We start from the raw sequence: 23,359 nt of genomic DNA, 5'->3' as shown, positions 1-23,359 counted from the left end.
CGCGTACACGCTTCCCGGTGCGGGCGCCTCAGCCCTTGAGCAGCGCGTTCAGCTCGCCGTACGGGAGACCCCCGTCGAGCGCGGAGTACGTGCCGCCCGCGATCAGCTCCTCGGCGGCGCGGCGGACCACGTCGTACGCGGCCGACGCGACGCCGGAGCCGAGGCTGACGCGGGCGACGCCGAGGGAGCCGAGCTCGGCGACGGCCGGGGCCCCGGGGCCGGCGAGGAGGTTGAGCGGGGCGTCGATGCCCTTCACCAGCTCGGTGACGGTGGCCGGGTCGACGACTCCGGGGACGAAGATGCCGGAGGCGCCCGCGCGCAGGCAGGCGGCGGCGCGGGAGAGCGTCTCGTCGAGGCGGTTCGCCTCCTCGCCGAGGCCGAAGAGGAAGGTGTCGATGCGGGCGTTGATGAACAGCGGCACCCCGGCGGCGTCGGCGGCGGCCCGGGCCGCCGCCACGCGCTCGGCGTGGTCGGCGGGGGCCCGCGTGCCGTCCTCGATGTTGATGCCGACCGCGCCGGCTTCGAGGACCCCGGTGACGGTCTCGGCGACCCCGGCCGGGTCGGCGCCGAAGCCGCCCTCGATGTCCGCGGTCACCGGGACGGAGACGGCCGCGGCCACCCGGGCGATGAGGTCGAGGGCGCGGTCCCGGCTCAGGGCGTCCCCGTCCGGCGTGCCGAGGGTCCAGGCGACCCCGGCGCTGGTGGTGGCGACGGCGGGGGCGCCGGCGGCCTCGACGAGGCGGGCGCTGAGGACGTCCCAGGCGTTGGCCAGGGCCAGCGGCGCGGCGGGGGTGTGGAGGGCGGCGAAACGGCGGGCGAGATCAACGGTGGTGGTCATCGGCCCAGTTCATCAGAGTGCGCACGACTCGGGCTGGCGATTTTCCGACGTGTATCCGGACCGCCGCGGCGCCGCCGCGCCCTACACGGGACCGGCCTTCAGTCCCGCCCCGCACAGGGGGAGGACCGCCGTGCGCCCCTGGAGGGGGTCGGCGGGGGCCAGGGGGCCCACCGCCGCCCAGCAGGCGGCGGCCGTCGGCTCCACGAAGAGCCCGCGCCCCGCCAGGTCCCGCCGGGCCGCGCGCAGCGCGGTGTCCGGGACGGTGAGGAAGGTGCCGCCGGACCTGCGCACCGCCGCCAGGATCTGGCGGGCCCGCGGCGGGGCCGGGATCGCGATCCCCTCGGCCAGGGTGGGCCGCTGTTCCACCGGGGCGGCGTCCTCGGCCCCCGCGGCGAAGGCCGCGGCCAGCGGGGACACCGCCTCCGCCTGGACCGCGATCAGCGCCGGCGGCTTCACTCCGCGCCGGGCCAGTTCCTCCACCGCCAGCGCCGCCCCCAGCAGCAGGGTGCCGTTGCCGACGGGGAGGACGAGGGCCTCGGGGAGGCGGCCGCCGAGCTCCTCCCACACCTCGTACACGTACGTCTTGGTCCCGTGCAGGAAGTACGGGTTGAAGACGTGGCTCGCGTAGAAGACCCCGGGGAGATCGGCGGCCTCCCGGGCCGCCGCCGCCGTGGCCTCGCGGCCGCCCGGCACGACGCGGACCGCCGCCCCGTGCGCGCGCATCTGCTCCGTCTTCTTCTCCGAGGTGCCCTCGGGCACGAAAACTTCACATGACAGCCCGGCCCGCGCGCAGTACGCCGCCACGGCCGTCCCCGCGTTGCCGCTGCTGTCCGCGACCACCCGCCGCGGAGCCAGCCGCCGGGCCAGTTCCGCCAGCATCACGGCCCCCCGGTCCTTGAACGACAGGGTCGGCATCAGGAAGTCCAGCTTGGCGTGAACGCGCTCCGCGAGCGGGACCAGCGGGGTGTTCCCCTCCGACAGCGTCACGGAGAACGCCCCCGGCAGCGGGAGCGCGGAGGCGAACCGCCAGAGCGAGTTGGGCCCGGAGGCCGGTTCGAGCGGACTGGCCGGATCCGGTGTGAAGTCGAGATCCCAGGGTCCGCCGCACAGCGGGCAGCACCAGGGAGCCGTCCGGGCATCCGCGCGCGTGGCGTCCTCGGGACAGACGTAACCGGGCAGTGCGTGCGTCATGTGCGGAGCGCCTTTGCTCGTTCATGGCCGTTGTATGGCACGGATGTTAAGCGTTCGTTGCCCTCTTGTGGGACTGCGAGAGCGTGGGTCAACCTTTCGGCAGCGGCAGCCGGCGGAACATGGGTGTCATTGTCATGGGCATGCCCATTTGTGGGTGTGTCCGCAGTCCATGGGCCCGAGAACCCACGGGCCCGCCGTGCGTCCGCTCTTCATGCCACCGACGAGGAGGACCCCCCACATGTCCGCGATACGCCACACGCGCCGGAGGATCGCCGGCCTCGGCGCGACCGCCGTCGCCGCCCTCGCGCTCGGCGCCGCCGCCGCGTTACCCGCCTCCGCCGCCGACGCGGGCCCCCAGGGCGTCATCGAGAACGCCGGAGCCCCCGGCGCGGTCGCCGAGAGCTACATCGTGACCCTGGAGGACTCGGCCGCCCGCTCCACCGCCGACAGCGGCAAGGCCGTCGCCCGGCGCTACGGCGCCACCATCGGGCGCACCTACAGCGCCGCCCTGAACGGCTACTCCGTCAAGGTCTCCGAGGCGCAGGCCAGGAAGCTCGCCGCCGACCCCGCGGTCAAGTCCGTCGTGCAGAACCGCACGTTCACAGTCGACGAGGCCCAGGGAACCCAGCCCAGCCCGCCGTCCTGGGGTCTGGACCGCATCGACCAGCGCCCGCTGCCGCTCGACAGCAGCTACACCTACCCGGACAAGGCCGGCGAGGGCGTCACCGCCTACATCATCGACACCGGTGTCCGCATCAGCCACACGGAGTTCGGCGGCCGCGCCTCCTACGGCTTCGACGCCATCGACAACGACAACACCGCCCAGGACGGCCACGGCCACGGCACGCACGTCGCCGGCACCGTCGCGGGCAACTCGTACGGGGTGGCCAAGAAGGCCAAGATCGTCGGCGTCCGCGTCCTCGACAACAACGGTTCCGGCACGACGGAGCAGGTCGTCGCCGGCATCGACTGGGTGACCCAGCACGCCGTCAAGCCGGCCGTGGCGAACATGTCGCTCGGCGGCGGCGCCGACTCCGCGCTCGACACCGCCGTCCGCAACTCCATAGCCTCCGGCATCACGTACGGCGTCGCCGCGGGCAACGAGTCCACGGACGCGAGCTCCAAGTCCCCGGCGCGCGTCGCCGAGGCCATCACGGTCGGCGCCACCACGAGCACCGACGCCAAGGCCGGCTACTCCAACTACGGCTCCATCCTCGACATCTTCGCCCCCGGCTCCTCCATCACCTCCTCGTGGGGCACCGGCGACACCGCCACGAACACCATCTCGGGCACCTCGATGGCCACGCCGCACGTCGTGGGCGCGGCCGCGCTGTACCTCTCGCAGAACCCGGCGAGCACCCCGGCGCAGGTCTCCGCGGCCCTGGTGGCGGCGGCCACCCCGAACGTGGTGACCGGTCCGGGCTCCGGCTCGCCGAACCGCCTGCTGTACGTGGGCGGCGGCACCACCCCGCCGAACCCGGGCAAGCGCTTCGAGAACACCGCCGACTACGCGGTCAACGACAACGCGACCGTCGAGTCGCCGGTCACCGTCAGCGGGGTCGCGGGCAACGCCCCGGCGACGCTGAGCGTCTCGGTCGACATCAAGCACACGTACATCGGTGACCTGAAGGTCGACCTGGTCGCCCCCGACGGCTCGGTCTACAACCTGCACAACCGCAGCGGCGGCAGTGCGGACAACATCGTCAAGACGTACACCGTCAACGCCTCCTCGGAGGTCGCGAACGGGGTGTGGAAGCTGCGCGTGAACGACAACGCGAACGCCGACACCGGCAAGATCGACGCCTGGGCGCTGCAGTTCTGAGGCACTTCCGAGGCACTTCCGACGCGCGTGCGAGGCACGTGTGACGCACGTGTGACGCACGGGAACTGCGGGGGCGACCGTTACGGCGGCCGCCCCCGCTGCGTACTATTTCGCGCATTCGTTCGCGCACCACCCGTGATGGAGCCCCTCGCCCCGTGAGCACCCCGCCGCCGCCCTCCTGGCCCCCTCCGCCCGCGCAGCAGGCGGACGCGGAGCCGGCGCTGAACGGCCTGGCGCTCGCGTCGCTGCCCGTCGGGCTGTTGTGCCTGCCGCCGCTCGGCATCGTCTTCGGGATCGTGGCCCTCGTCCAGATCGCCCGGAAGGGGGAGCGGGGCAAGGCGCTCGCGATCACGGGCCTGGCGGTGTCGCTCGCGATGACCGCGGCCCTGGTCCTCGTCACCGCCCGGGCGGCGGACGGGCTCTTCGGCCGGCTGGAGACCGCCTCGCGGTACGAGGAGGCCGAGGGCGAGCTGACCGCCATGGACGAGATGCGCAGGGGCGACTGCTTCAACGTCCCCGGCGGGGACCTGCTCGCCGAGCGCCCGTTCATCTACAAGATCGCGTGCGTCGAGCCGCACGAGGGGGAGGTCACCTCCTCCACCCGGCTCGCCCACGGAGCCTTCCCCGGTGAGTCCGAGCTGAGGCGGTTCGCCGTGGACGCCTGCTGGAAGGCCCAGGACGCGTACGCGATGGACACGTGGGCGCTGCCCTCGTACGCGGAGACGTTCTACTTCGTGCCCTCGCGCGAGTCCTGGAGCGGCGGCGACCGCCGGTTGCTCTGCGTCATCGGCACGGCGGAGCAGGAGCACCGGGGCAGTCTGCGCAAGGACTCCACGATGCTGACGCCGGAACAAGTGGCTTTCCTGCGCGTGATGAACGAGGCCGACCTGGCGCTGGGCGGCCAGCCGGAGGGGGAGATCGACGAGGAGCTCCCGCGGTACCGGGAGTGGGCCGGCGCGGTGGACCGCTCGCTGGGCGTGGAGGCGGGGCTGCTGGACGGGGTGCGGGAGCGGCCGGAGCTGGCCGGGCCGGGCGCGGCACGGCTCAAGGAGGTCGAAGCGGCGCGCACGGGGTGGCAGCGGGCGGCGCGGGCGGAGAAGCCGGCGGAGTTCCAGACCGCGTGGGACGAGGCCTCGGCCGCGCTGTCCGTGGAGACGGAGCGGGCGCTGCGCGGGGCGTACGGGCTGGCGACGACGGTGCCGGAGTGGCTGGCGGGCCAGTCGGACGGCTCGGACGGGGACCCGGAGGACTCGGACGAGTCGGCCGTCGAGGATAGCGCGCCGTAACGCGGGGTAACCGGTTTCAGTGACCTGGCTTCATCACTTCGGGTGAAACTCTGGCCCTTGCTTGCGGGGGACAACCGTCGGTTGCCAGGGTGTAGCTGTCTGTCAAGCTGATGGGAGTGGCCAGTGACTTTCGGTGAGCAGCCGGCCTATCTGCGCGTCGCCGGGGATCTGCGACGGAAGATCGTCGATGGGTCCCTGCCCCCGCACGCCCGGCTCCCCTCGCAGGCCCGGATCCGCGAGGAGTACGGGGTCTCCGACACCGTGGCGCTGGAGGCGCGCAAGGTCCTCATGGCGGAGGGGCTGGTCGAGGGCCGGTCCGGGTCGGGTACGTACGTGCGGGAGCAGCCGGTGCCGAGGCGGGTCTCCCGCTCCGGGTATCGCACGGGCGGGGCGTCGACCCCGTTCCGGCAGGAGCAGGCCGAGGCGGGCGCGCGCGGCACGTGGGAGTCCGGCAGCGAGCAGACGGCCGCGCCGGCGGAGATCGCCAAGCGGCTCGGCATCGAGCCGGGCGAGCGGGTGATGCGCACGCGGTACGTGTTCCGCGACGCGGGGGAGGCGATGATGCTGTCGACCTCCTGGGAGCCCCTCGCCGTCACCGGCCGGACCCCGGTGATGCTGCCGGAGGAGGGGCCGCTCGGCGGCTCGGGGGTGGTGGACCGGATGGCCGCCATCGACGTCGTCGTGGACAACGTGGTGGAGGAGGTCGGGGCGCGGCCGGGCCTGGCCGAGGAGAACATGCTGCTGGGCGGGGTCCCGGGCCATGTGGTCCTGGTGATCGGCCGGACGTACTTCGCGTCCGGTCTGGCGGTCGAGACCGCCGACGTGGTGGTTCCGGCGGACCGCTACCGCCTCGCCTACCACCTGCCGGTCCGTTAGCCGCGCACCGGCACTCCCCGGCGGCCCCGGCCCCGGGGAGTGCCGGTGCGTGACGGGTCGTCATGGACCCGGCGGATTTCGGCGCGATCGTGATCGCCCCTGCCGCGCCGGTCCTCGGCTTCTGCGCGCCGTGCGCCCTCTGCGCCGGGCGCCGCCCCCGTTTCCGCGCCCCCCCGGAGGCCGGACTCCCTCTCGTTCCGTGCCTGTTGACCGTGCGGTTCGTCCCGCGGTGCGCCGTGTTCGAACCGGCGCGCATGGCCCGCTCGTACGCATGGCCGGATGCGTACGCCTGTGAGGTACCTCTTCGTAAAAAACCGTATCCGCTCCGTAAAGGTCGGGCGTAAGCTCGGGCATATGCGCAATGCGGTTTCCCGGGCGGATACATCGGCGGAGGGTGAAACGCGATGAACGACAGCGGTGCCCTGCTCCCATGGCTGGTCATACGTGAGGACGACAACGGCAACCGCTACCGGGTGGGTCGCTACCCCACCCGGTCCGAGGCCCAGAAGGTCGTCGACAGCCTCGAAGGCAGGGGTCACAAGCAGCTCTACTGGGTCGAGCGGATCGGCCAGACGGCCACGACGAACTGAGCATCCGCGTTGGCATAGGCTCCGCCCCATGACGGTACGAGTGGTCGTGGGCGGAGCCCTTTGTCATGAGGGGCGCCTGCTGGCCGCCCGCCGCAGCGCGCCCCCCGAGGTGGCCGGGCGCTGGGAGCTGCCCGGAGGCAAGACCGAGCCGGGCGAGTCCGTACCCGAGGCGCTCGTACGCGAACTGCGCGAGGAGCTCGGCGTGGAGACCGAGCCGCTGGAGCGGATCCTGGGGGAGTGGCAGATCAGGCCCGGGCTCGTCCTGCACGTGTGGACCGCGCGGCTGCTGTCCGGTGAGCCCGCGCCGCTGGAGGACCACGACGAGCTGCGCTGGCTCGCGCCGGAGGAGCTGGACTCCGTGGACTGGCTCGACCAGGACCGGCCGGCCGTCGCCGAGGCGGGCCGCCGGCTGCGCGACGGGCGCGGGGAACGGCACGCCAGGTCGCACGGGGGCGCGTGACGCGCGTGCGCTGGGCCGTCTGCGCCACAGTGCGCCGGTGCGTGAGGGATCGGGTGGTACGACGCCCTGAATATCGGGTATGTCGCTATTAGTCCCAATCGTGTACTGCCCCCACGTGGCTCTGTCCCTGCGGAATCGGACTGGGGCCGTTGCCGGCCCGGGAAGTGATCCGCGTGATCGACACAGACGGTGAATGCGCCGAGTGGGCCTTCCCCGCAGAGCCCGGCGCCGTCCGCACCGCCCGCCACGCCGTGCGCGGCACGCTGAGTTCCTGGGGCCTCGACTCCGTCGGCGATGTCACCGTCCTGCTGGTCAGCGAGTTGGTCACCAACTCGCTGCGGTACGCCTCCGGCCCCATCGGAGTCCGGCTGGTGCGGCAGAATTCGGCCAGCGAAAGTCCCGCGGGGGGCGCCGCGCTATTGGTGGAGGTGTCCGATCCGCTTCCGGATCCGCCCCGAGAACGGGTCGCGCACGCGGAGGACGAAGGCGGCAGGGGGCTGCATCTGGTCGCCGCCTCGGCGCAGCGCTGGGGGACCCGGCACGGGAACTCGGGCAAGACCGTGTGGTTCGAGTTGGCACTTCCTGGTGAGTAACAAGGTGACGGATGGCCGACGATCACGGGGCATGGCTCGAAATAGCCGGAACCGTTTTGTGATCGTGAACGCCGTGCCGTGCGGGGCCGTGGTGCTGAATACTTCGGTCATGGCCGGTCCGGTTGCGGTGAGCTGGAGGGGACGGTCGCGTGAGCGAGATACCTGCGCAGGCACATCAGGCCCGCGTGCCCGGGGAGACGTGGAACGACTCCTTGTGGCACAGCAGCCCGCCTGGCTCGATATATGACTACATAAAGGTCGCCTCCTTTTCCATCGGATCCGACGGGCTCATCGACCAGTGGAGCCTGCGCGCCGAGGAGCTGTTCGGGCTGACCGCGGCCCAGGCCGTGGGCCGGGACCCGGTGGACGCCTTCATGCCGCCCGAGCTGCGCGCCGGCGGCCACCGCAGAATGGCCGAGATCCTCGACGGCAAGGAATGGACCGGCCTCGTCCCGTTCCGCATCCCCGGCGGGGACGGCGCGCACGGCGTAGCCGAGATCTATGTGATGCCCACCCAGACCGAGACCGCCGAACGGGCCGCGCTCTGCGTCGTCGTCGACGTACGCGCGCTGCGCCGCATCGAATCCGACCTTGCCGCTTCGCAGGCCATATTCGGCCAATCTCCTTTCGGCTTCCTGCTCTTCGGCACGGACCTCACCGTGCAGCGCGCCAACCGCCGCTTCGCGACCGTGTTCGGCGGCGCCGCCGAGGAACACCGCGGCCGCACCGTCCACGACTACCTCCCGGCCCAGGAGGCCGACCGGATGACCGAGGCCCTGCGCCGGGTCCTGGAGACCGGTGACTCCGTCACCGACCTGCGGATCACAGGCTCCGCCCCAGGCAGCCGGGAGAACCGCCACTGGTCCATCAACCTCTACCGCGTCCACGGCGGCACCGGCCGGCCCATCGGCGTCGCGGGCCTGGGCACCGACGTCACCCGACGCCACCTCGCCGCCCGCGAGGCCGCCGGGGTACGGCGCAATCTCGCCCTGCTCAACGAGGCCGGGCACCGCATCGGGAACTCCCTCGACCTGGAGACCACCGCCCGCGAACTGCTCGACGTGACCGTCCCGGGCTTCTGCGACCTCGCCGCCGTCGACCTCTACCAGGGGCTGCTGCTCGGCGACGACGACCGGCCCGCCCGGCCGCACGGGCCCGGCGTACCCCCGCTGCCGCAGGGGCGCGGACCGGGCCGGGCGCCCTCGCCCCCGCTGCGGCGGGTCGCCTTCGCCTCGGCCGTCTCGGACGGTCCGCTGTCGGATCCTGGATCGGGGGTCTCCGTGGGCGAGGTCCACCGCTATCCGGCGGCCTCGCCGGGGGCGCTGGCCCTGCGGACCGCGCGGCCCCGGCTGATCGAGAGCGGCGCGGCGGACGACCTCGTCCAGTCGACGCTCGTCGTGCCGATGGTCGCGCACGACACGGTGGTGGGGCTCGCCCGGTTCTCCCGCACGAAGGGCAGCGAGCCCTTCGGGGAACGGGACCGTGCGGTGGCCGTCGAACTCGCCGCCCGCGCCGCCGTCTGCATCGACAACGCGCGCCTGTACCGGCGCGAGCACGAGCGGGCGCTGATACTCCAGCGCAGCCTGCTGCCGCCCGGCGACCCCGAGGCGGCCGGCCTGGACATCGCCTGCCGGTACCTGCCCGGCAACGCGGCCACCGAGGTCGGCGGGGACTGGTTCGACGTCATCGAGCTGCCCGGGCACCGCACGGCGCTGGTCGTCGGCGACGTGATGGGCCGCGGGCTGCGGGCCGCCGTCGCGATGGGCGAACTGCGCACCGCCGTACGGACCCTGGCCCTGCTGGACCTGGAGCCGGCCGAGGTGCTGACCGCGCTCGACGAGATCGCCCGCGGGCTCGGCGCGCCCGGCGGCGCCCAGCAGGCCTCCCGGGCGGCCCTGCACTCGCGGGACGCCGACCGCTCGGAGGTGTACCTCGCGACCTGCGTGTACGCGGTCTACGACCCGGTGACCCGGCGCTGCACCATCGCCAACGCCGGCCACATGCCGCCGGTTCTGGTGGAACCGGCCGAACCGGGGGCCCCGCCGCGGCCCGCGCTGCTGCTGGAGGTGCCGACCGGGATGCCGCTCGGGGTGGGCGGGGAGCCGTTCGAGGAGGTGGAGGTGGACCTTCCGGAGGGCGCGCTGCTGGCCCTGTACACGGACGGACTGGTCGAATCGCGCGACCACCCGCTGGAGGAGGGGCTGCGCGGGCTGCGCGACGCGCTCGCCGATCCGGTGCGGCCGCTGGAGGACGTCTGCGACCACGTGCTGAACACCCTGGACACGCGGCACGGCGAGGACGACATCGCGCTGCTGATGGCGCGCGTGCAGGGGCTGCCGATGGACGCCGTCGGGGACTGGCAGCTGCCGCGTGAGGCCCGCTCGGTGGGCCGGGCGCGGGAGCTCGCGCGGACGAAGCTGCCGGCGTGGGGTCTGGAGGGGCTGCTGGACACCACCGAACTGCTGGTCAGTGAGCTCGTGACCAACGCCCTGAGGTACGGCGAGGGTGAGATCCGGCTGCGGCTGCTGCTGGACCGGACGCTGGTGTGCGAGGTCTGGGACGGCAACCTGGTCCAGCCGCGGCGGCGGCGGGCGCGCGACACCGACGAGGGAGGCCGGGGCCTGCAACTGGTCGGCCTGCTGTCGGCGGGCTGGGGCACCCGGCGGACCCACCGGGGCAAGACGGTGTGGTTCGAGCTGCCGTTGCCCGGCGGCGCGGCGGAGTCCGTCGCGGAGCTGTCCGCGGAGCAGCTGCTGAGCATGTACGGCTGACCGCCCCGGACGGGTCCGGGGGCTCCGCCCCCGGACCTCCGCCGCGCGGCGCGAACGGCTACGCCGCCCGGCCCTTCAGCGCCGCCAAACGGGCCTCGATCTCGGCGGACTTGTCGAGGTCGTCCAGGGCCTCGAACTGGGCGTCCAGGGAGGAAGCCGCCAGTTCCTGCCGGCCCATGGCCCTGGCCTCCTCCCTGCGGACCTTGTCCTCGAAGCGGGCGATGTCGCTCGTCGGGTCCATCACGTCGATGTTCTTCACCGCGTCCATCATCGTGTTCTGCGCCTGGGCGGTCCTGGCCCGCGCCACCAGCTCGTCGCGCTTCGCCGTCAGCTCCGTCAGCTTGTCCTTCATCGCGTCCAGCCCGGACTTGAGCTTGTCCACGACCTCCGTCTGGGAGGCGATCGTCGGCTCCGCCGTCCTCGCCTCCTTCTCCGACCGGAGCTGGCGGCCCAGGGCCACCTTCGCCAGGTTGTCGAACCTGTCGGCCTCCGCCACCGAACCCGCCGCCCGCAGCTCGTCCGCCTTCCGGCTCGCCGCCAGTGCCTTCCCGCCCCACTCCGCGGCCGCGTCCAGGTCCTCCTTGTGGTCCGCCTCCAGCATCCGCAGGTTGCCGATGGTGGTGGCGACCGCCTGCTCCGCCTCCGCGATGTTGTTCGTGTAGTCGCGGATCAGCTGGTCCAGCATCTTCTGCGGGTCCTCCGCCTGGTCGAGCAGCGCGTTGATGTTGGCCTTCGCGAGCTGGGTGACGCGGCCGAGGATGGTCTGCTTGCTCATCGGTGCCCTTTCGAGGATCGGGAAGAGTGGGTCAAAAACGCCCGCCGCCGCCCATCCGGCCGCGGGTGCCCCCGCCGCCGAACGAGCCCGGGCCCGGCCCCCCGCCGCCGAACCCGCCGCCCCCGAAGCCGCCCCCGCCGCCCCCGAACCCGCCGCCGCCCCGGCCCCGGCCGCCGCCCAGGATCTCGCCCAGGATGATCCCGCCGAGTACCGCGCCGCCCATGCCCCCGCGCTGCTGCCGCTGCCCGCCGTACGGGTTCTCGTACGCCCGTACGTCCTGCTCGGCCAACTCCTGCGCCTGCCGCGCCAGCCCGTCCGCCTGCTGCGCCTGCGCCAGCGCGCCCGCCGGGTCCGACCCCGCCAGAGCCTGCGACCGCTCCAGCCGCCGCCGCGCCTCCGCCAGCCGCGTCCGGGCCTGACTGCCCACCGCTCCACGGCTGGTGGTGATGTAGTCCGTCGCCGCGCCGATCGCGCTGCGCGCCGAGAGCGTCGCCTGGTCCAGCAGCGCGGCCGCCCGCTGCCGGCCGCTCTCCCGCTCGCGCGCCCCGGCCAGCGCCTCGTCGAGGACGGCGTCGGCCTCCTCCACCCGGCGCAGGGCGTCGATCGGGTCGTACCGGCCGGCCGCCTGCCCCCGCCGTACGTCGGCCAGGACCGCCTCCGCCCGGCCGATCCGGCCCCGCAGGTCCGCCGTCGAGGTCCCCTCCGCGGTGCCGGTCAGCAGCCCGCGCGCGTCGGCGAGGTCGGTGTCGGTCTCCGTGAGCGCCCCGGGCAGCTTCCCGGCCGCCTCCGCCAGCTCCTGCGCCCGCCGCTCCACCGCGTCGACGAGCGTGGCCGCCTGGTCCACCGCGCCCTCGGCGGCCCGTACGTGCACGGCCGCCCTTCCGTTGTCCCCGCCGTCGACCGCCGCCCGGGCCTCGCCGAGGCTGGTCGTCGCGAACAGCAGCCGGTCCTTGGCCTGCTCGGCGTTGGAGGCAACCGGTGCCGACGCCGAGTCCGCGTAGCGCCCCGCCAGCGCCGTCAGCGTCGCCTCGGCCGTCGTCGTACGGCCCGTCAGGGCGCGGAAGTGCGCCTCCACCGTGGCCAGCGCCTGCGGGGCGTTCTTCTCCAGGTCCCGCAGCCGGTCGAAGTCCGCCGACTCGGCGTCGAGGCGCCGGTTCGCCTCGGTGCACCGGGCCACGATCTCGTCGAGCATCCGCCGCCGCGTCGGATCGTCCTCCGGGTACGCGTCGTCGAGCTGCTGGCGCAGCCGGAACGCGGCCGTCAGCTCGCTCTGCGCGAAGGCCAGCGCCGCGGTGAAGGTGCCCACCGCCGCCTCGCCGAACTGCGCGGTGGCGAACCCCAGCTCCTCGTTGCTCGTACGGATCGCGTCGTCGGTCTCCACCAGCAGGGCCTTGGCCTTGGCGTCGAGTTCGGGCAGCGGGAGCGCGGTCGTGGTCGCGGGCTGCTCACCCCACCCGGTGGTCCGGGAGCCGCCCCCCGTGCCGCCCTTGCGCCTGCGGCGGGTGTACGCGTACGCCCCGAGGGCGCCGGCCGCGCCGACGACGGCCACCGGGAGCACGTAGTCCCCGGCGCCGCCGCCCTCGTCCGCGCCGCCGCCGGGGTCCGCCACGCCGGGGGTGACGGCCGGCTCCGGTACGGGCTTCCCGGAGAGCACGGCCCCGTACCCGTCGGCGGCGCCGATCGCGGCTCCCGCCCAGTCGTTCTGCCGGAGCGCGGGCTCGATGGCGACGCGGGCGACGTCCGCGAGCTGCGCCTCGGTGAAACCGGAGTCGACATCGGCCGAATAGGCGTACTGGCGCGCCCCGGTCGCCACCGCCAGCAGTACGTCGTCCTGGCCGAGGCCGTTCTTCTGCGCGGTGGCGTCCGCCCAGCTCTGCGCGGAACGCCCGGAGAAATCGTGCACGTACGTCACGAAGAGCTGGATCCGGTGACCGGCGTACAGCTTCTCCAGCGCGGCGGTGACGGCGGCCGTCCGGTCGCCGAGGGCGCCCACGCGGTCGGTGATCTGCCCCTGCCGCGACAGCGTGACCGGATCCTCCGCCCGGGCGGGAGGCGCCCCGGCCAGCCCCGCCACCCCCCAGCCGCCGAGCCCGAGCAGCCCGGCGGCCAGGACGAGCCCGGCCCGTGCGGATATCCCGGCGGTGGTGCGTCGCTTCGTCCTGCTCCTGCTCCTGGGCGGCATCACATTTGGGAGGGTATGGGGGCTCGTGACCCCTCGCACCCGGAGCGCCCGCCCCCCGGACGGCCCTACGGCAGGTCGTACGCCGCCAGCTCCGGACGGGAGAGGGCGAGCCGGTCGCCGACCAGCAGGGTGTCCCCGTCGGCGAGCCCCGGATGCTCCCACTGGCGGCGCGGCTTGCCCGTCGCCGGATCCAGCACCGCCACGAACGGGCCCGACTCCCTGCCCAGCAGCCCGCGCCGGCCACCGCGGGCGGCCTTCACGTACAGCCCGCCCGGCCGCAGGCCCAGCAGCTCGAAGGCGCCGCCCGCCCCCTCGCCCCGGAACACGGTCCGCTGCCAGCGCACCACCCCCGTCCGCGCGTCGAGCGCGAACACCAGGGCTCCCTGGAGAGGCCGGTGAGCCGCGGCGTACACCGTGCCGCCCTCGACCAGCGGCCGCCCCGCCGGGGCTCCGAGGGCGAACCGCCACAGTCCGCGTCCGGTCTCGCGGTCCAGGGCGTGCAGGTGCTTGCCGTCCACCAGGTGCAGCGGCTGCGCGCCGGGCACCGGCCCCATGGGATCCGAACTCCGCATCCAACCCCACAGCGCCCGCCCGTTCGCCGGATCCAGTGCGCGGAACCACAGGCTGTCCGCCTCGAGCAGGCACCCGCCGACCGTCTCCAGGGACCGGGACCCCAGCAGGGATTGCTCCCACGCCACCTCGCCCGTCGTCGCCCGCAGGGCGGTCAGCCCGTTCCCCGCCCGGTGCACCAGCAGCGGACCGGTGCTGCGCAGCACACCCGCGTTCCGCTCCGGCAGGTCCCGCCACCAGCGCACCCGCCCGTCGCGGGGCTCCCGCGCCACGACCCGTACGCCCGGCTCGTCGTCCCCGCGCAGGGTGACGTACACCGTCGCGGCGTCCGCCACGCAGGACACCCGCACCGGACCGGTCCCGGGCAGCGGCGGCGCGGCCGCGCCCTCGTCGGCATGGGCGGTCCAGCGCTGCGCGCCCACGTCGGCCCGTACGCAGCCCACTTCGGCCCCCGACCGCCACACCAGGGCGTCCCCGGCGCGGTGCAGGGCGTCCGGGCGGCGGCCGGCGTGACGCCACCGGCGCCCGTCCGCGTCGGCCGGCCGCGGGGACCGGGCCTGCTCGGTGAGCTTGGTCAGTGCGGGCGGGGGAGGGCTCCCGGCACCGGCCGCCGCCTCCGGCAGCCAGGGCGTACCCACCGCGGCCACGCAGTCCCGGGCGATCAGCGCGAGGGCACGCGCCCGGTCCGCCGGTTCGGGCAGGGCGCGGGCCCGCTCCGCGCGCTCGCGGGCTCCCGCCGGCCCCAGCGCGGGCCGGGCGGCCAGGGCCACCCGCTCCCTGGCCGCCGCGAGCACGGCGAGGGCGTGGTCGGCCTTCTCGTCACCGGCCGTCTCGGGACGGCTGCGCAACAGGGCGCCGGCCCTGGTGCGCAGCCGCTCCGCCTGTACGTGGCCGCCGGCGCTCTCGTGGTGGGCCGCCTCCTCGCGCAGCCAGGCGGCCCGCTCCTCCAGCACCTCGGGGACGACGGCGTCCGCCTGCTGCAGGGCCCGGGCCCCGCCCGCCGGATCCCAGGCCTCGGCGCGGTCCTCGGCCACCTGGCACAGCGCCAGCAGCCGGGCCCCGGCGGAGCCGATCCGCTCGCTCAGGCGCAGGGCGGTCGCCAGGTCCCGCGGGGCGACGGCCAGCACCGTGTCGTACGTGGCCGCCGCGCGCTGGCCCGGATCCTGGATCCGGGCCAGCCTGCTCTCGGCCTCCTCGGGATGCGCCGCCACGAGGGCCGCTTCGATCCGGGCGCGGAGCCCGCCGGGGGCCGGGCGTCCGCTGAGGTGGTGTCCGGCGATCTGGGAGGCCTGCTCGGGGGCCAGCTTGACGAGTTCCTCCGCCAGCGCGCGCAGCGGGGCCTCCCGGTCCGGGCCGAACACCGTGAACAGCGCCTGCTGCGCGTCGGTCAGCAGCCGCCGGGCCCGTGCGGGGGCGTGCGGGGCCGTCTCCCGGGCCAGCGCCGTGAGCAGCCGGGCCACCCGGGCCCCGTCGCCCCGGCCCTCGGCCCACGCCGCGCTCTCGGCTCCGGCGAGCAGCGAGGCCGCGAGCCCGGCGTCGAAGCGGGCCGCGGCGTCGGCGGCGACGGCCGGCACTTCGACGCGGGCGTCGTCGGGGCCCCGCAGCTCCTCCAGCGCGGCCTCCGCCTCGGTCAGCAGCCCCCGTACGAACTCCCGTACCCCGGACCCGGCGTCCACGGCGTCCGACTCCACGGCGTCCGACTCCACGGCAACGCCCACCCCGGAGCCCAGCTCCGCCCCGGCCCACCGATCAGCGGTCCCGGTCCCGTTGCCGGTCCCGTTCCCCGCCCCGTTCCCCGCTCCCGGCTCCGGCCAGGTCCCCGCCGGCCCCCCGCCGGACGGGACCCGCGACCGCCCGGCGGCCCCCGGTTCCGCCGGGCCGTGGCGGACCGGGGGCCCGGTCAGTTCGCGGCCCAGCCCCCGCAGGGCCTTGCCCACCGCCTCCGCCGACTCCGGCCGCTCCGCCGGGTCCTTCGCCAGCAGGGCCAGCACCAGCCGGTCGAGCTCCACCGGAACCGGAGTCCCCGCCTCGCGCAGCGGGAGCGGCGCCTCCGCGCAGTGCCGGTGCATCAGCACGTACGGCGACTCGGTCTGCCCGAACGGCGGCGCCCCGCTCACCAGCGCGTACAGCACGCACCCCAGCGCGTACAGATCGCACCGCGCGTCCACCCGCTCGCCCCGCCACTGCTCCGGCGCCATGTACGGGGGAGTCCCGATGATCCGGCCCGTGACCGTCCAGGCCGCCGTCGCGTCCGCGGAGTGCGCGATGCCGAAGTCGCATATCTTGATCCGCCGGCCCGGCAGCAGGAAGAGGTTCCCCGGCTTCAGGTCGCGGTGGACCACCGACTGTCCGTGCGCGACGGCCAGTGCCTCGGCCGTCTGCGCGGCCAGGTCCACCGCGAGGTCCACCGGCAGGGCGCCGTCCCGTGCCAGCGTCCTGGCCAGGTCCTCGCCGGAGAGGAGCTCCATGACGATGAACAGCCGCCCGTCCTGGCGCCCCACGTCGTGCACCACGGTGATCCCGGGGTGCTGGAGCCGTGCCCCGATCGTGGCCTCGCGTCTGAACCGCGCGACCACCTCCTCGTTCATGACCGCGTCCAGCAGTACCTTGACCGCCACCGACCGGTCCAGCTCCAGGTCGTGGCCGCGCCACACCTCGCCCATGCCGCCCGCGCCGAGCCGCTGGTCCAGCCGGTACCGGCCGGCCAGTTCATCCCCCACCCGCACCGCAAAGCCCCCTGACATCACGTCATGCGACGTTTTCCCAGGGGGCATTGTGTCGTGCGAAGTGAACGGCAGGGGGTGCTACGTGTCAGCGCGCCTGCGGATCTTGTTGCCCAGCCACACCAGCGGGTCGTACTTGCGGTCCACCGCCCGCTCCTTCAGCGGGATCAGCGCGTTGTCGGTGATCTTGATGCCCTCCGGGCAGACCTCCGTGCAGCACTTGGTGATGTTGCAGTAGCCGAGCCCGTGCTCCTCCTGCGCCGTGCGCTTGCGGTCCAGGCCCGCCTCGGCCGCCGCGTCCAGCGGGTGCATGTCCAGCTCCGCCACCCGCATCAGGAAGCGCGGGCCGGCGAAGGCGGTCTTGTTCTCCTCGTGGTCGCGCACCACGTGGCAGGTGTCCTGGCACAGGAAGCACTCGATGCACTTGCGGAACTCCTGCGAGCGGTCCACGTCCACCTGCTGCATCCGGTACGCGCCGGGAGCCACCCCCTGCGGGGGCACGAAGGCCGGGACCTCGCGCGCCTTCTCGTAGTTGAAGGACACGTTCGTCACCAGGTCGCGGACCACCGGGAAGGCGCGCAGCGGCGTGACCGTGATGGTCTCGGACCGTTCGAAGGTGGACATGCGCGTCATGCACATCAGCCGCGGCCTGCCGTTGATCTCCGCGCTGCACGAACCGCACTTTCCCGCCTTGCAGTTCCACCGCACCGCGAGGTCCGAGGCCTGGGTGGCCTGGAGCCGGTGGACGATGTCCAGGACGACCTCGCCGTCGTTCACCTCGACGGTGAAGTCCCGCAGTTCCCCGCCTTCCGCGTCACCGCGCCAGATCCGGAAGCTCGCGTCGTACGTACTCATTCGTACAGCTCCTCTTCGGCGAGGTACTTGACCAGCTCTTCCTTCTCGAAGAGCGCGAGCAGGTCGGGGCGGACGGGTTCGGTACGGGTGCGTTCGAGCACGATGCGGTCGGCCGCCGGGTCCCCGGGCGCCGGCTCGACCGGACGGCACAGCAGGTTCACCGGGCGCCAGGAGCGCTCCATCGCCGGGCAGTCCTCCCGGGTGTGCCCGCCGCGGCTCTCGGTGCGCTCCAGGGCCGCGCGGGCCACGCACTCGCTGACCAGCAGCATGTTGCGCAGGTCCAGGGCCAGGTGCCAGCCGGGGTTGAACTGCCGGTGGCCCTCGACCCCGGCCCGGGCCGCCCGCGCGCGCAGACCCGCGAGCTTCTCCAGGGCCTCGGCCATCTCGCCCTCGCGGCGGATGATCCCGACCAGGTCGTTCATGGTCGTCTGGAGCTCCTGGTGGAGCGTGTACGGGTTCTCCGCGCCCTCGGCGGCGTGGAACGGGGCCAGCGCCTCCGTCGCGGCCGCGTCGATCTCCGCCTGGGAGACCGCGGGGGGCGCCCCGGCGAGGCCGTCGGCGTACTCGGCCGCGTGCAGCCCGGCCCGCCGGCCGAACACGAGCAGGTCGGACAGGGAGTTCCCGCCGAGCCGGTTCGAGCCGTGCATGCCGCCCGCGACCTCGCCGGCCGCGAACAGGCCCGGGACCCCGACGGTGGCGGCGGTGTCGGAGTCCACCGCGATCCCGCCCATCACGTAGTGGCAGGTCGGGCCGACCTCCATCGGCTCGGCGGTGATGTCCACGTCCGCCAGCTCCTTGAACTGGTGGTACATGGAAGGAAGGCGGCGGCGGATCCGCTCCGCCGGCATCCGGGTGGACACGTCGAGGAACACCCCGCCGTGCGGGGAGCCGCGGCCCGCCTTGACCTCGGAGTTGATGGCCCGGGCGACCTCGTCGCGGGGGAGCAGTTCGGGCGGGCGCCGGTTGTGGTCCGGGTCCTCGTACCAGCGGTCGCCCTCGTCCTCGGTCTCCGCGTACTTCTCCTTGAAGACGTCCGGGACGTAGTCGAACATGAACCGCTTGCCCTCGCTGTTGCGCAGTACCCCGCCGTCACCGCGCACCGACTCGGTGACGAGGATGCCCTTGACGGAGGGGGGCCAGACCATGCCGGTCGGGTGGAACTGCACGAACTCCATGTTCAGCAGGGGTGCCCCGGCGAGCAGGGCCAGCGCGTGGCCGTCGCCCGTGTACTCCCAGGAGTTGGACGTCGTCTTGAAGGACTTGCCGATCCCGCCCGTGGCCAGGACCACCGCGGGGGCCTCCAGGACGAAGAACCGGCCGGACTCGCGTTCGTAGCAGAAGGTCCCCGAGACCTTCTGCCCGTCCTTCAGGACCCTCGTGACCGTGCACTCCTGGAAGACCTTGAGCCGGGACTCGTAGTCGCCGGACTCCTTGAAGTCCTCCTGCTGGAGCTGGACGATCTTCTGCTGGAGGGTGCGGATCAGCTCCAGGCCGGTCCGGTCGCCCACGTGTGCGAGGCGCGGGTACTCGTGGCCGCCGAAGTTGCGCTGGGAGATCTTCCCGTCGGGCGTGCGGTCGAAGAGCGCGCCCCAGGTCTCCAGCTCCCAGACCCGGTCGGGAGCCTCCTTCGCGTGGAGCTCGGCCATCCGCCACTGGTTCAGGAACTTGCCCCCGCGCATGGTGTCGCGGAAGTGCACCTGCCAGTTGTCCCCCTCGTTGACGTTGCCCATGGAGGCGGCGATCCCGCCCTCCGCCATCACCGTATGGGCCTTGCCGAACAGGGACTTGCAGATCACGGCCGTGCGCTTGCCCCGTTCGCGCGCCTCGATCGCGGCCCGCAGCCCGGCGCCGCCCGCGCCGACCACGACCACGTCCCACTGCTGCCGGTCGACTTGAGCCATGTCAGAAGAACCTCGGATCGTTGAAGGCGCCGCTCGCCAGCAGGTACACGTAGAAGTCGCACAGGGCCACGCTGATCAGCGAGGCCCAGGCCAGCTGCATGTGGCGGGTGTTGAGCCGGCTGATCCAGCCCCACATCCGGTAGCGCACCGGGTGCTTGGAGAAGTGCCGCAGGCGGCCGCCCATGATGTGCCGGCAGGAGTGGCAGGACAGGGTGTAGGCCCAGATCAGCGCGATGTTGACGAGGAACAGCAGCGTCCCGAGGCCCATGTGGCCCCACTCGTACCGGTCGTTTCGGAACGTCAGCACCGTGTCGTACGTGAGGATGCCCGCGACCGGCAGCGCCGCGTAGAAGAAGTACCGGTGCAGGTTCTGGAGGATCAGCGGGAAGCGCGTCTCACCGGTGTACTTCGCGTGCGGCTCGGCGACGGCGCAGGCGGGCGGAGAGGCCCAGAAGCCGCGGTAGTACGCCTTGCGGTAGTAGTAGCAGGTCAGCCGGAAGCCGAGCGGGAAGACCAGGATCAGCAGGGCGGGGGACAGGCCCCACCAGCTGCCGAACAGGTCCAGGTTCGGGCCGCCGCGCATCTCCCGGCAGTTCTCCGCGAGACACGGGGAGTAGAACGGGGAGACGTACGGGGCCGCGTAGTAGTCGGCGTTCGCGAAGGCCCGCCACGTCGAGTAGACGATGAAGGCGAGCAGCCCGGCCGCGGTGACGGCGGGGGCCAGCCACCACCGGTCGGTGCGCAGGTGCCGGCCGGCGATCGCGGCCCGGGAGGCGTCGTGGACACCGGTCAGCTGCCGGGGTGGTTCCGTGCCTGTGGCCAAAGGGGACTCCGGGTGGAGTGATGAGGGGTGACCCACGAGGCCCGGCCGCGGACGGCCGGGCCGGGTGGGGCGCTGGGGTGTGCGGGGTTGCGCGGGTACGGGAGCCGCGGGTCCGGGCGGGTGGTGCACGTGCCCGGGCGCGCGGGTCCGCGGGTGCGGGTGCCGGTCAGGGCGCCCGGCGGCCGCGGGCGCCGAGACCCTCGTCGTCGGCGTCCTTCCACAGCGAGCTGTCGTACGGGGTGTCCGGGACCGGGACCATCCCCTCCTGCCGGCGTGGGGTGCGCGGGGCGGCAGGATCCTTCCGGGCCGCGTCCTCGACGTCTCGCTCCAGCCGTTCCACCGAGCGGACCAGCTCGTTCAGATTGCGTCGTACGGCGGTCAAATCGTCTTGCAGGGACATGACTTGCCCTCACTTCCGCTGGTTGCGGTGGCAACGCTCATGTGCGCCTGCGAGTGTCGCGCCTCCCGTCCCCGGTTGTGAAGGGACGTGCACCGATTGCGGGCGCGCAGGCGCGATCTGTGCGCCCCTCCCCGCTCCCGGTCCGATCCCTCTTCCGAGGGAGCCCCCGCCCGCGGCGCAAGCCGGATTGGTCCGCACGGGTGGGGTTCGCGGCGTGGCGAGGGTCGGCTGCGAGAGGTGCGGCGGGCGGTGGATTTCAGTGTGTTGCGGCACCCAGTGTGATCAGCTCCATATACCGCCAAACGTGATCAAGCCGCCCCTTTCGCGTCCCGCCCCGGAGGTACCACCCATGTCCCAGAGAAGGCGCAGGTCCTTGGCGCTGCTGACCTCGGGAGTCCTCGCACTGCCGCTGCTCGCGGGCTGCGGCTCTGGTGACGACGAGGGCGGCCCGGTGGCCGCCGGACAGGACATCGCGGCGACGGCCCGCGACAAGGTCGCCGACGGCGGTGTGCTGCGCTGGGCCGTGGACTCCCTGCCGGACACCCTGAACACCTTCCAGGCCGATGCGGACGCCACGACCACGCGGATCGCCGGGGCGGTGCTGCCGCAGCTGTTCGTCCTCGACGACAAGGGCCGGCCGGTCGCCAACCCGGACTACCTGGAGAAGGCCGAGGTCGTCGAGCGCGAGCCCAAGCAGGTCGTCCTGTACAAGCTGAACCAGCAGGCGGTGTGGAGCGACGGCCGCGAGATCGGCGCCGCCGACTTCGTGGCCCAGTGGCGGGCCCTGAACGGCAAGGACTCGGCGTACTGGACGGCGCGCAACGCCGGCTACGACCGGATCGAGAAGATCGAGCGGGGCAAGACCGACCTGGAGGTCAAGGTCACCTTCGCCAAGCCGTACACCGACTGGCGCTCGCTGTTCTCCCCGCTCTACCCCAAGCAGGTCACCGGCACCCCGGACGCCTTCAACGAGGGCGCCCGCGGCACCCTCAAGGTCACCGCGGGGCCCTTCAACCTCGGCGCCGTCGACAAGAAGACCGGCACCGTCGCCCTGACCCGCAGCGCCCGCTGGTGGGGCCGGCCGGCCAAGCTGGACTCGCTGGTCCTGACCGCCGTGCCGCGGGCCCAGCGCCCGGCCGCGCTGGCCGCCGGCAAGGTGGACCTGGCGGAGATCGACCGGGCGGGCGCCGACCGCATCGCGATGGCCCACCGGGACGCGGAGCGCTCCCCGGGCGCGGGCGGGGCCGCGGCGCACGGTCCGGGCGCGGCGGTGACCCCGGCGCAGGCCACGCTCTCGTGGGCGACCGCGTACGGCACCGACGAGGGCAAGGCGGCGGCGGAGCGCGAGACCCGGGCGCAGAACGCCGAGGCGGCCAAGGCGTACGCGGACGAGCAGTCGGCCCTGCGGACCTTCACCGTCCGCAAGTCCCTGGAGCCCGCCTACACGCAGCTCGCCATGAACGGGGCCTCCGGCCCGCTGACCGACGAGCGGGTCCGCCGGGCGGTGGCCCGGGCCCTGGACCGCAAGGAATTGGCCGAGATCGTACTGAAGCCCCTTGGCCTGCCGGCGAAGCCCGTCGGCAGCCACGTGGCCCTGGCCGGGCAGCGGGCGTACGCCGACAACAGCGAGGCGCTCGGCGGCAAGGACCTCCACGCGGCCCAGGCCCTGCTCGCGGACGCGGGCTGGCGCCGGGGCGGCAAGCTCACCGAGCCGGCGGGCGCGAAGGCCGGTTCCGAGGCGGAGGAGGGCCAGGACGACTCGAAGACCCCGTCGGGCCCGGGCACCGGCAACGACGGCCTGTACATCGTGGGCGAGACCGACGGGCGCAACGGGGACGCCCTGGACCGGGGCCTCCCGGTGGTGGAGTCCGCGATCAAGACGGGTGGGGAAACGTCTCCCCAGGGCGTGCGGGGCGAGCGGATCGACCCCTCGGGCCAGGAGGGGGAGGCCGGCGCGGCCGCCGATCCGGACGCCGTGGACGACGCGAAGCGCGGACCGGCCCGCGACGGCGAGGCCCCCGGCCCCGGCAAGGCCAGCGGCTCCCCGGCGCCGGCCCCGGCCAAGCAGGTCCGTACCTCCGGGAACATGCTCGCCAAGGACGGCAAGGCCCTCAACCTGCGCTTCGTCCTCCCGGCCGGCCCCGGCTCCGAGGCCCTGCGCACGGTCGGCGAGCGGATCGCGCAGATGCTCAAGAAGGTCGGCGTGAACACCGAGGTGACCAAGGTCGCCGACGAGAGCTTCTTCAAGGACCACGTCGCCTCGGGCCAGTACGACCTGGCGCTCTACTCCTGGCCCGCGACGGCCTACCCGGCCACCGACGCCCGCCCGATCTTCGCGAAGCCGGAGCCGGCCGCCGACGGCTCGCTCCTCGTCGAACAGAACTACACCCGCGTCGGCACCGACCACATCGACCAGCTCTTCGACCAGGCGCTCGGCGAGCTGGACGAGGAGGCCTCGCGCGAGCTGATGCGCAAGGCGGACGCCCGGATCTGGGCCGCCGCCGGCTCCATCCCGCTCTACCAGCGCCCCGAGCTGGTGGCCGCCAAGCCGAACCTGGCCAACGCCGGCGCCTTCGGCCTCGGCACCCCCCGCTTCCAGGACATCGGCTGGAAGAAGCCGCAGGCCGCCAAGGAAGAACCGAAGAAGAAGAAGTGACAAAACGGGGCCGGACAGGTTGAGGTTCGGCTCCCAAGCTCAGATGT

At 73.7% G+C, this 23,359-nt stretch carries 17 protein-coding genes; 8 read left to right on the top strand and 9 right to left on the bottom strand.

The genetic code is table 11. The annotated features are described in order from the left end of the window. Positions 1-28 precede the first annotated feature (28 nt). Together ACFYXV_RS03255 and ACFYXV_RS03250 are read right to left on the bottom strand one after the other, a co-directional pair. Positions 29-838 carry an isocitrate lyase/phosphoenolpyruvate mutase family protein gene (locus tag ACFYXV_RS03255; protein ID WP_389381899.1) on the bottom strand — a complete coding sequence of 270 codons (810 nt, stop codon included), beginning with the start codon at positions 836-838 and terminating at the stop codon, positions 29-31. Positions 839-919: 81 nt separating this feature from the next. After that, entirely contained in the window at positions 920-2,029 is a 1,110-nt protein-coding gene (locus ACFYXV_RS03250) for a threonine synthase (protein WP_389381898.1), read from the bottom strand. Positions 2,030-2,267: 238 nt separating this feature from the next. Between ACFYXV_RS03250 and ACFYXV_RS03245 the strand changes: the two genes are divergently transcribed. The 7 genes from ACFYXV_RS03245 (at position 2,268) to ACFYXV_RS03215 (ending at position 10,427) form a co-directional block, all read left to right on the top strand. Then, entirely contained in the window at positions 2,268-3,851 is a 1,584-nt protein-coding gene (locus ACFYXV_RS03245; protein WP_389381897.1) for a S8 family peptidase, read from the top strand. A 155-nt stretch (positions 3,852-4,006) separates the two neighbouring features. Next, entirely contained in the window at positions 4,007-5,137 is a 1,131-nt protein-coding gene (locus ACFYXV_RS03240; RefSeq protein WP_389381896.1) for a DUF4190 domain-containing protein, read from the top strand. 123 nt (positions 5,138-5,260) lie between these two features. Further along, positions 5,261-6,013, top strand: coding sequence for a GntR family transcriptional regulator (locus tag ACFYXV_RS03235; RefSeq protein ID WP_385470864.1), 753 nt, complete (start codon positions 5,261-5,263; stop codon positions 6,011-6,013). Positions 6,014-6,417: 404 nt separating this feature from the next. Then, positions 6,418-6,603, top strand: coding sequence for an SPOR domain-containing protein (locus ACFYXV_RS03230; RefSeq protein ID WP_385470866.1), 186 nt, complete (start codon positions 6,418-6,420; stop codon positions 6,601-6,603). A gap of 28 nt (positions 6,604-6,631) precedes the next feature. Beyond that, positions 6,632-7,063, top strand: coding sequence for a (deoxy)nucleoside triphosphate pyrophosphohydrolase (locus tag ACFYXV_RS03225; protein WP_389381895.1), 432 nt, complete (start codon positions 6,632-6,634; stop codon positions 7,061-7,063). Between the two features lie 164 nt (positions 7,064-7,227). Next, positions 7,228-7,656, top strand: a complete 429-nt coding sequence (locus ACFYXV_RS03220) for an ATP-binding protein (RefSeq protein WP_385470870.1) — start codon at positions 7,228-7,230, stop codon at positions 7,654-7,656. 212 nt (positions 7,657-7,868) lie between these two features. After that, positions 7,869-10,427 (top strand): SpoIIE family protein phosphatase, encoded by a 2,559-nt coding sequence (locus tag ACFYXV_RS03215; RefSeq protein ID WP_389382111.1) that lies wholly within the window; start codon positions 7,869-7,871, stop codon positions 10,425-10,427. A gap of 58 nt (positions 10,428-10,485) precedes the next feature. On the opposite strand, the gene ACFYXV_RS03210 is transcribed toward ACFYXV_RS03215, so the two are convergent. The 7 genes from ACFYXV_RS03210 to ACFYXV_RS03180 form a co-directional block, all read right to left on the bottom strand. After that, the gene (locus ACFYXV_RS03210; protein WP_383340154.1) at positions 10,486-11,202 is read right to left on the bottom strand and encodes a PspA/IM30 family protein; all 717 of its coding nucleotides are present in this window, start codon (positions 11,200-11,202) and stop codon (positions 10,486-10,488) included. Between the two features lie 31 nt (positions 11,203-11,233). Next, a complete protein-coding gene (locus tag ACFYXV_RS03205; RefSeq protein WP_389381894.1) occupies positions 11,234-13,384 on the bottom strand; it encodes a TPM domain-containing protein in 2,151 nt (716 codons plus the stop codon). Positions 13,385-13,449: 65 nt separating this feature from the next. After that, positions 13,450-16,680 carry a protein kinase gene (locus tag ACFYXV_RS03200; RefSeq protein WP_389381893.1) on the bottom strand — a complete coding sequence of 1,077 codons (3,231 nt, stop codon included), beginning with the start codon at positions 16,678-16,680 and terminating at the stop codon, positions 13,450-13,452. A 78-nt stretch (positions 16,681-16,758) separates the two neighbouring features. Next, complete coding sequence (locus ACFYXV_RS03195) at positions 16,759-17,532, bottom strand: succinate dehydrogenase/fumarate reductase iron-sulfur subunit (protein WP_389381892.1); 774 nt, start codon at positions 17,530-17,532, stop codon at positions 16,759-16,761. Continuing rightward, entirely contained in the window at positions 17,529-19,433 is a 1,905-nt protein-coding gene (locus ACFYXV_RS03190; protein ID WP_389381891.1) for a fumarate reductase/succinate dehydrogenase flavoprotein subunit, read from the bottom strand. The genes ACFYXV_RS03195 and ACFYXV_RS03190 overlap by 4 nt, the downstream gene beginning before the upstream one ends. Position 19,434: 1 nt before the next feature. Then, positions 19,435-20,256, bottom strand: coding sequence for a hypothetical protein (locus ACFYXV_RS03185; protein ID WP_385470880.1), 822 nt, complete (start codon positions 20,254-20,256; stop codon positions 19,435-19,437). Between the two features lie 166 nt (positions 20,257-20,422). Then, on the bottom strand, positions 20,423-20,656 hold the full coding sequence (locus tag ACFYXV_RS03180; RefSeq protein ID WP_389381890.1) for a hypothetical protein: 234 nt from the start codon (positions 20,654-20,656) through the stop codon (positions 20,423-20,425). A gap of 349 nt (positions 20,657-21,005) precedes the next feature. Between ACFYXV_RS03180 and ACFYXV_RS03175 the strand changes: the two genes are divergently transcribed. Beyond that, the gene (locus ACFYXV_RS03175) at positions 21,006-23,312 is read left to right on the top strand and encodes an ABC transporter family substrate-binding protein (protein WP_385470884.1); all 2,307 of its coding nucleotides are present in this window, start codon (positions 21,006-21,008) and stop codon (positions 23,310-23,312) included. Positions 23,313-23,359: the final 47 nt, after the last annotated feature.

Origin of the sequence: Streptomyces sp. NPDC002181, from assembly GCF_042890485.1 — a bacterium.
Taxonomy (GTDB): domain Bacteria; phylum Actinomycetota; class Actinomycetes; order Streptomycetales; family Streptomycetaceae; genus Streptomyces.
This window is presented reverse-complemented; position numbering and strand designations above follow the sequence as displayed.

Bases quoted from the DNA above. Each gene is read 5' to 3' on its own strand.
- ACFYXV_RS03255 (WP_389381899.1), bottom strand. From the start codon at position 838: ATGACCACCACCGTTGATCTCGCCCGCCGTTTCGCCGCCCTCCACACC.
- ACFYXV_RS03250 (WP_389381898.1), bottom strand. From the start codon at position 2,029: ATGACGCACGCACTGCCCGGTTACGTCTGTCCCGAGGACGCCACGCGC.
- ACFYXV_RS03245 (WP_389381897.1), top strand. From the start codon at position 2,268: ATGTCCGCGATACGCCACACGCGCCGGAGGATCGCCGGCCTCGGCGCG.
- ACFYXV_RS03230 (WP_385470866.1), top strand. From the start codon at position 6,418: ATGAACGACAGCGGTGCCCTGCTCCCATGGCTGGTCATACGTGAGGAC.
- ACFYXV_RS03225 (WP_389381895.1), top strand. From the start codon at position 6,632: ATGACGGTACGAGTGGTCGTGGGCGGAGCCCTTTGTCATGAGGGGCGC.
- ACFYXV_RS03210 (WP_383340154.1), bottom strand. From the start codon at position 11,202: ATGAGCAAGCAGACCATCCTCGGCCGCGTCACCCAGCTCGCGAAGGCC.
- ACFYXV_RS03205 (WP_389381894.1), bottom strand. From the start codon at position 13,384: ATGCCGCCCAGGAGCAGGAGCAGGACGAAGCGACGCACCACCGCCGGG.
- ACFYXV_RS03195 (WP_389381892.1), bottom strand. From the start codon at position 17,532: ATGAGTACGTACGACGCGAGCTTCCGGATCTGGCGCGGTGACGCGGAA.
- ACFYXV_RS03190 (WP_389381891.1), bottom strand. From the start codon at position 19,433: ATGGCTCAAGTCGACCGGCAGCAGTGGGACGTGGTCGTGGTCGGCGCG.
- ACFYXV_RS03180 (WP_389381890.1), bottom strand. From the start codon at position 20,656: ATGTCCCTGCAAGACGATTTGACCGCCGTACGACGCAATCTGAACGAG.
- ACFYXV_RS03175 (WP_385470884.1), top strand. From the start codon at position 21,006: ATGTCCCAGAGAAGGCGCAGGTCCTTGGCGCTGCTGACCTCGGGAGTC.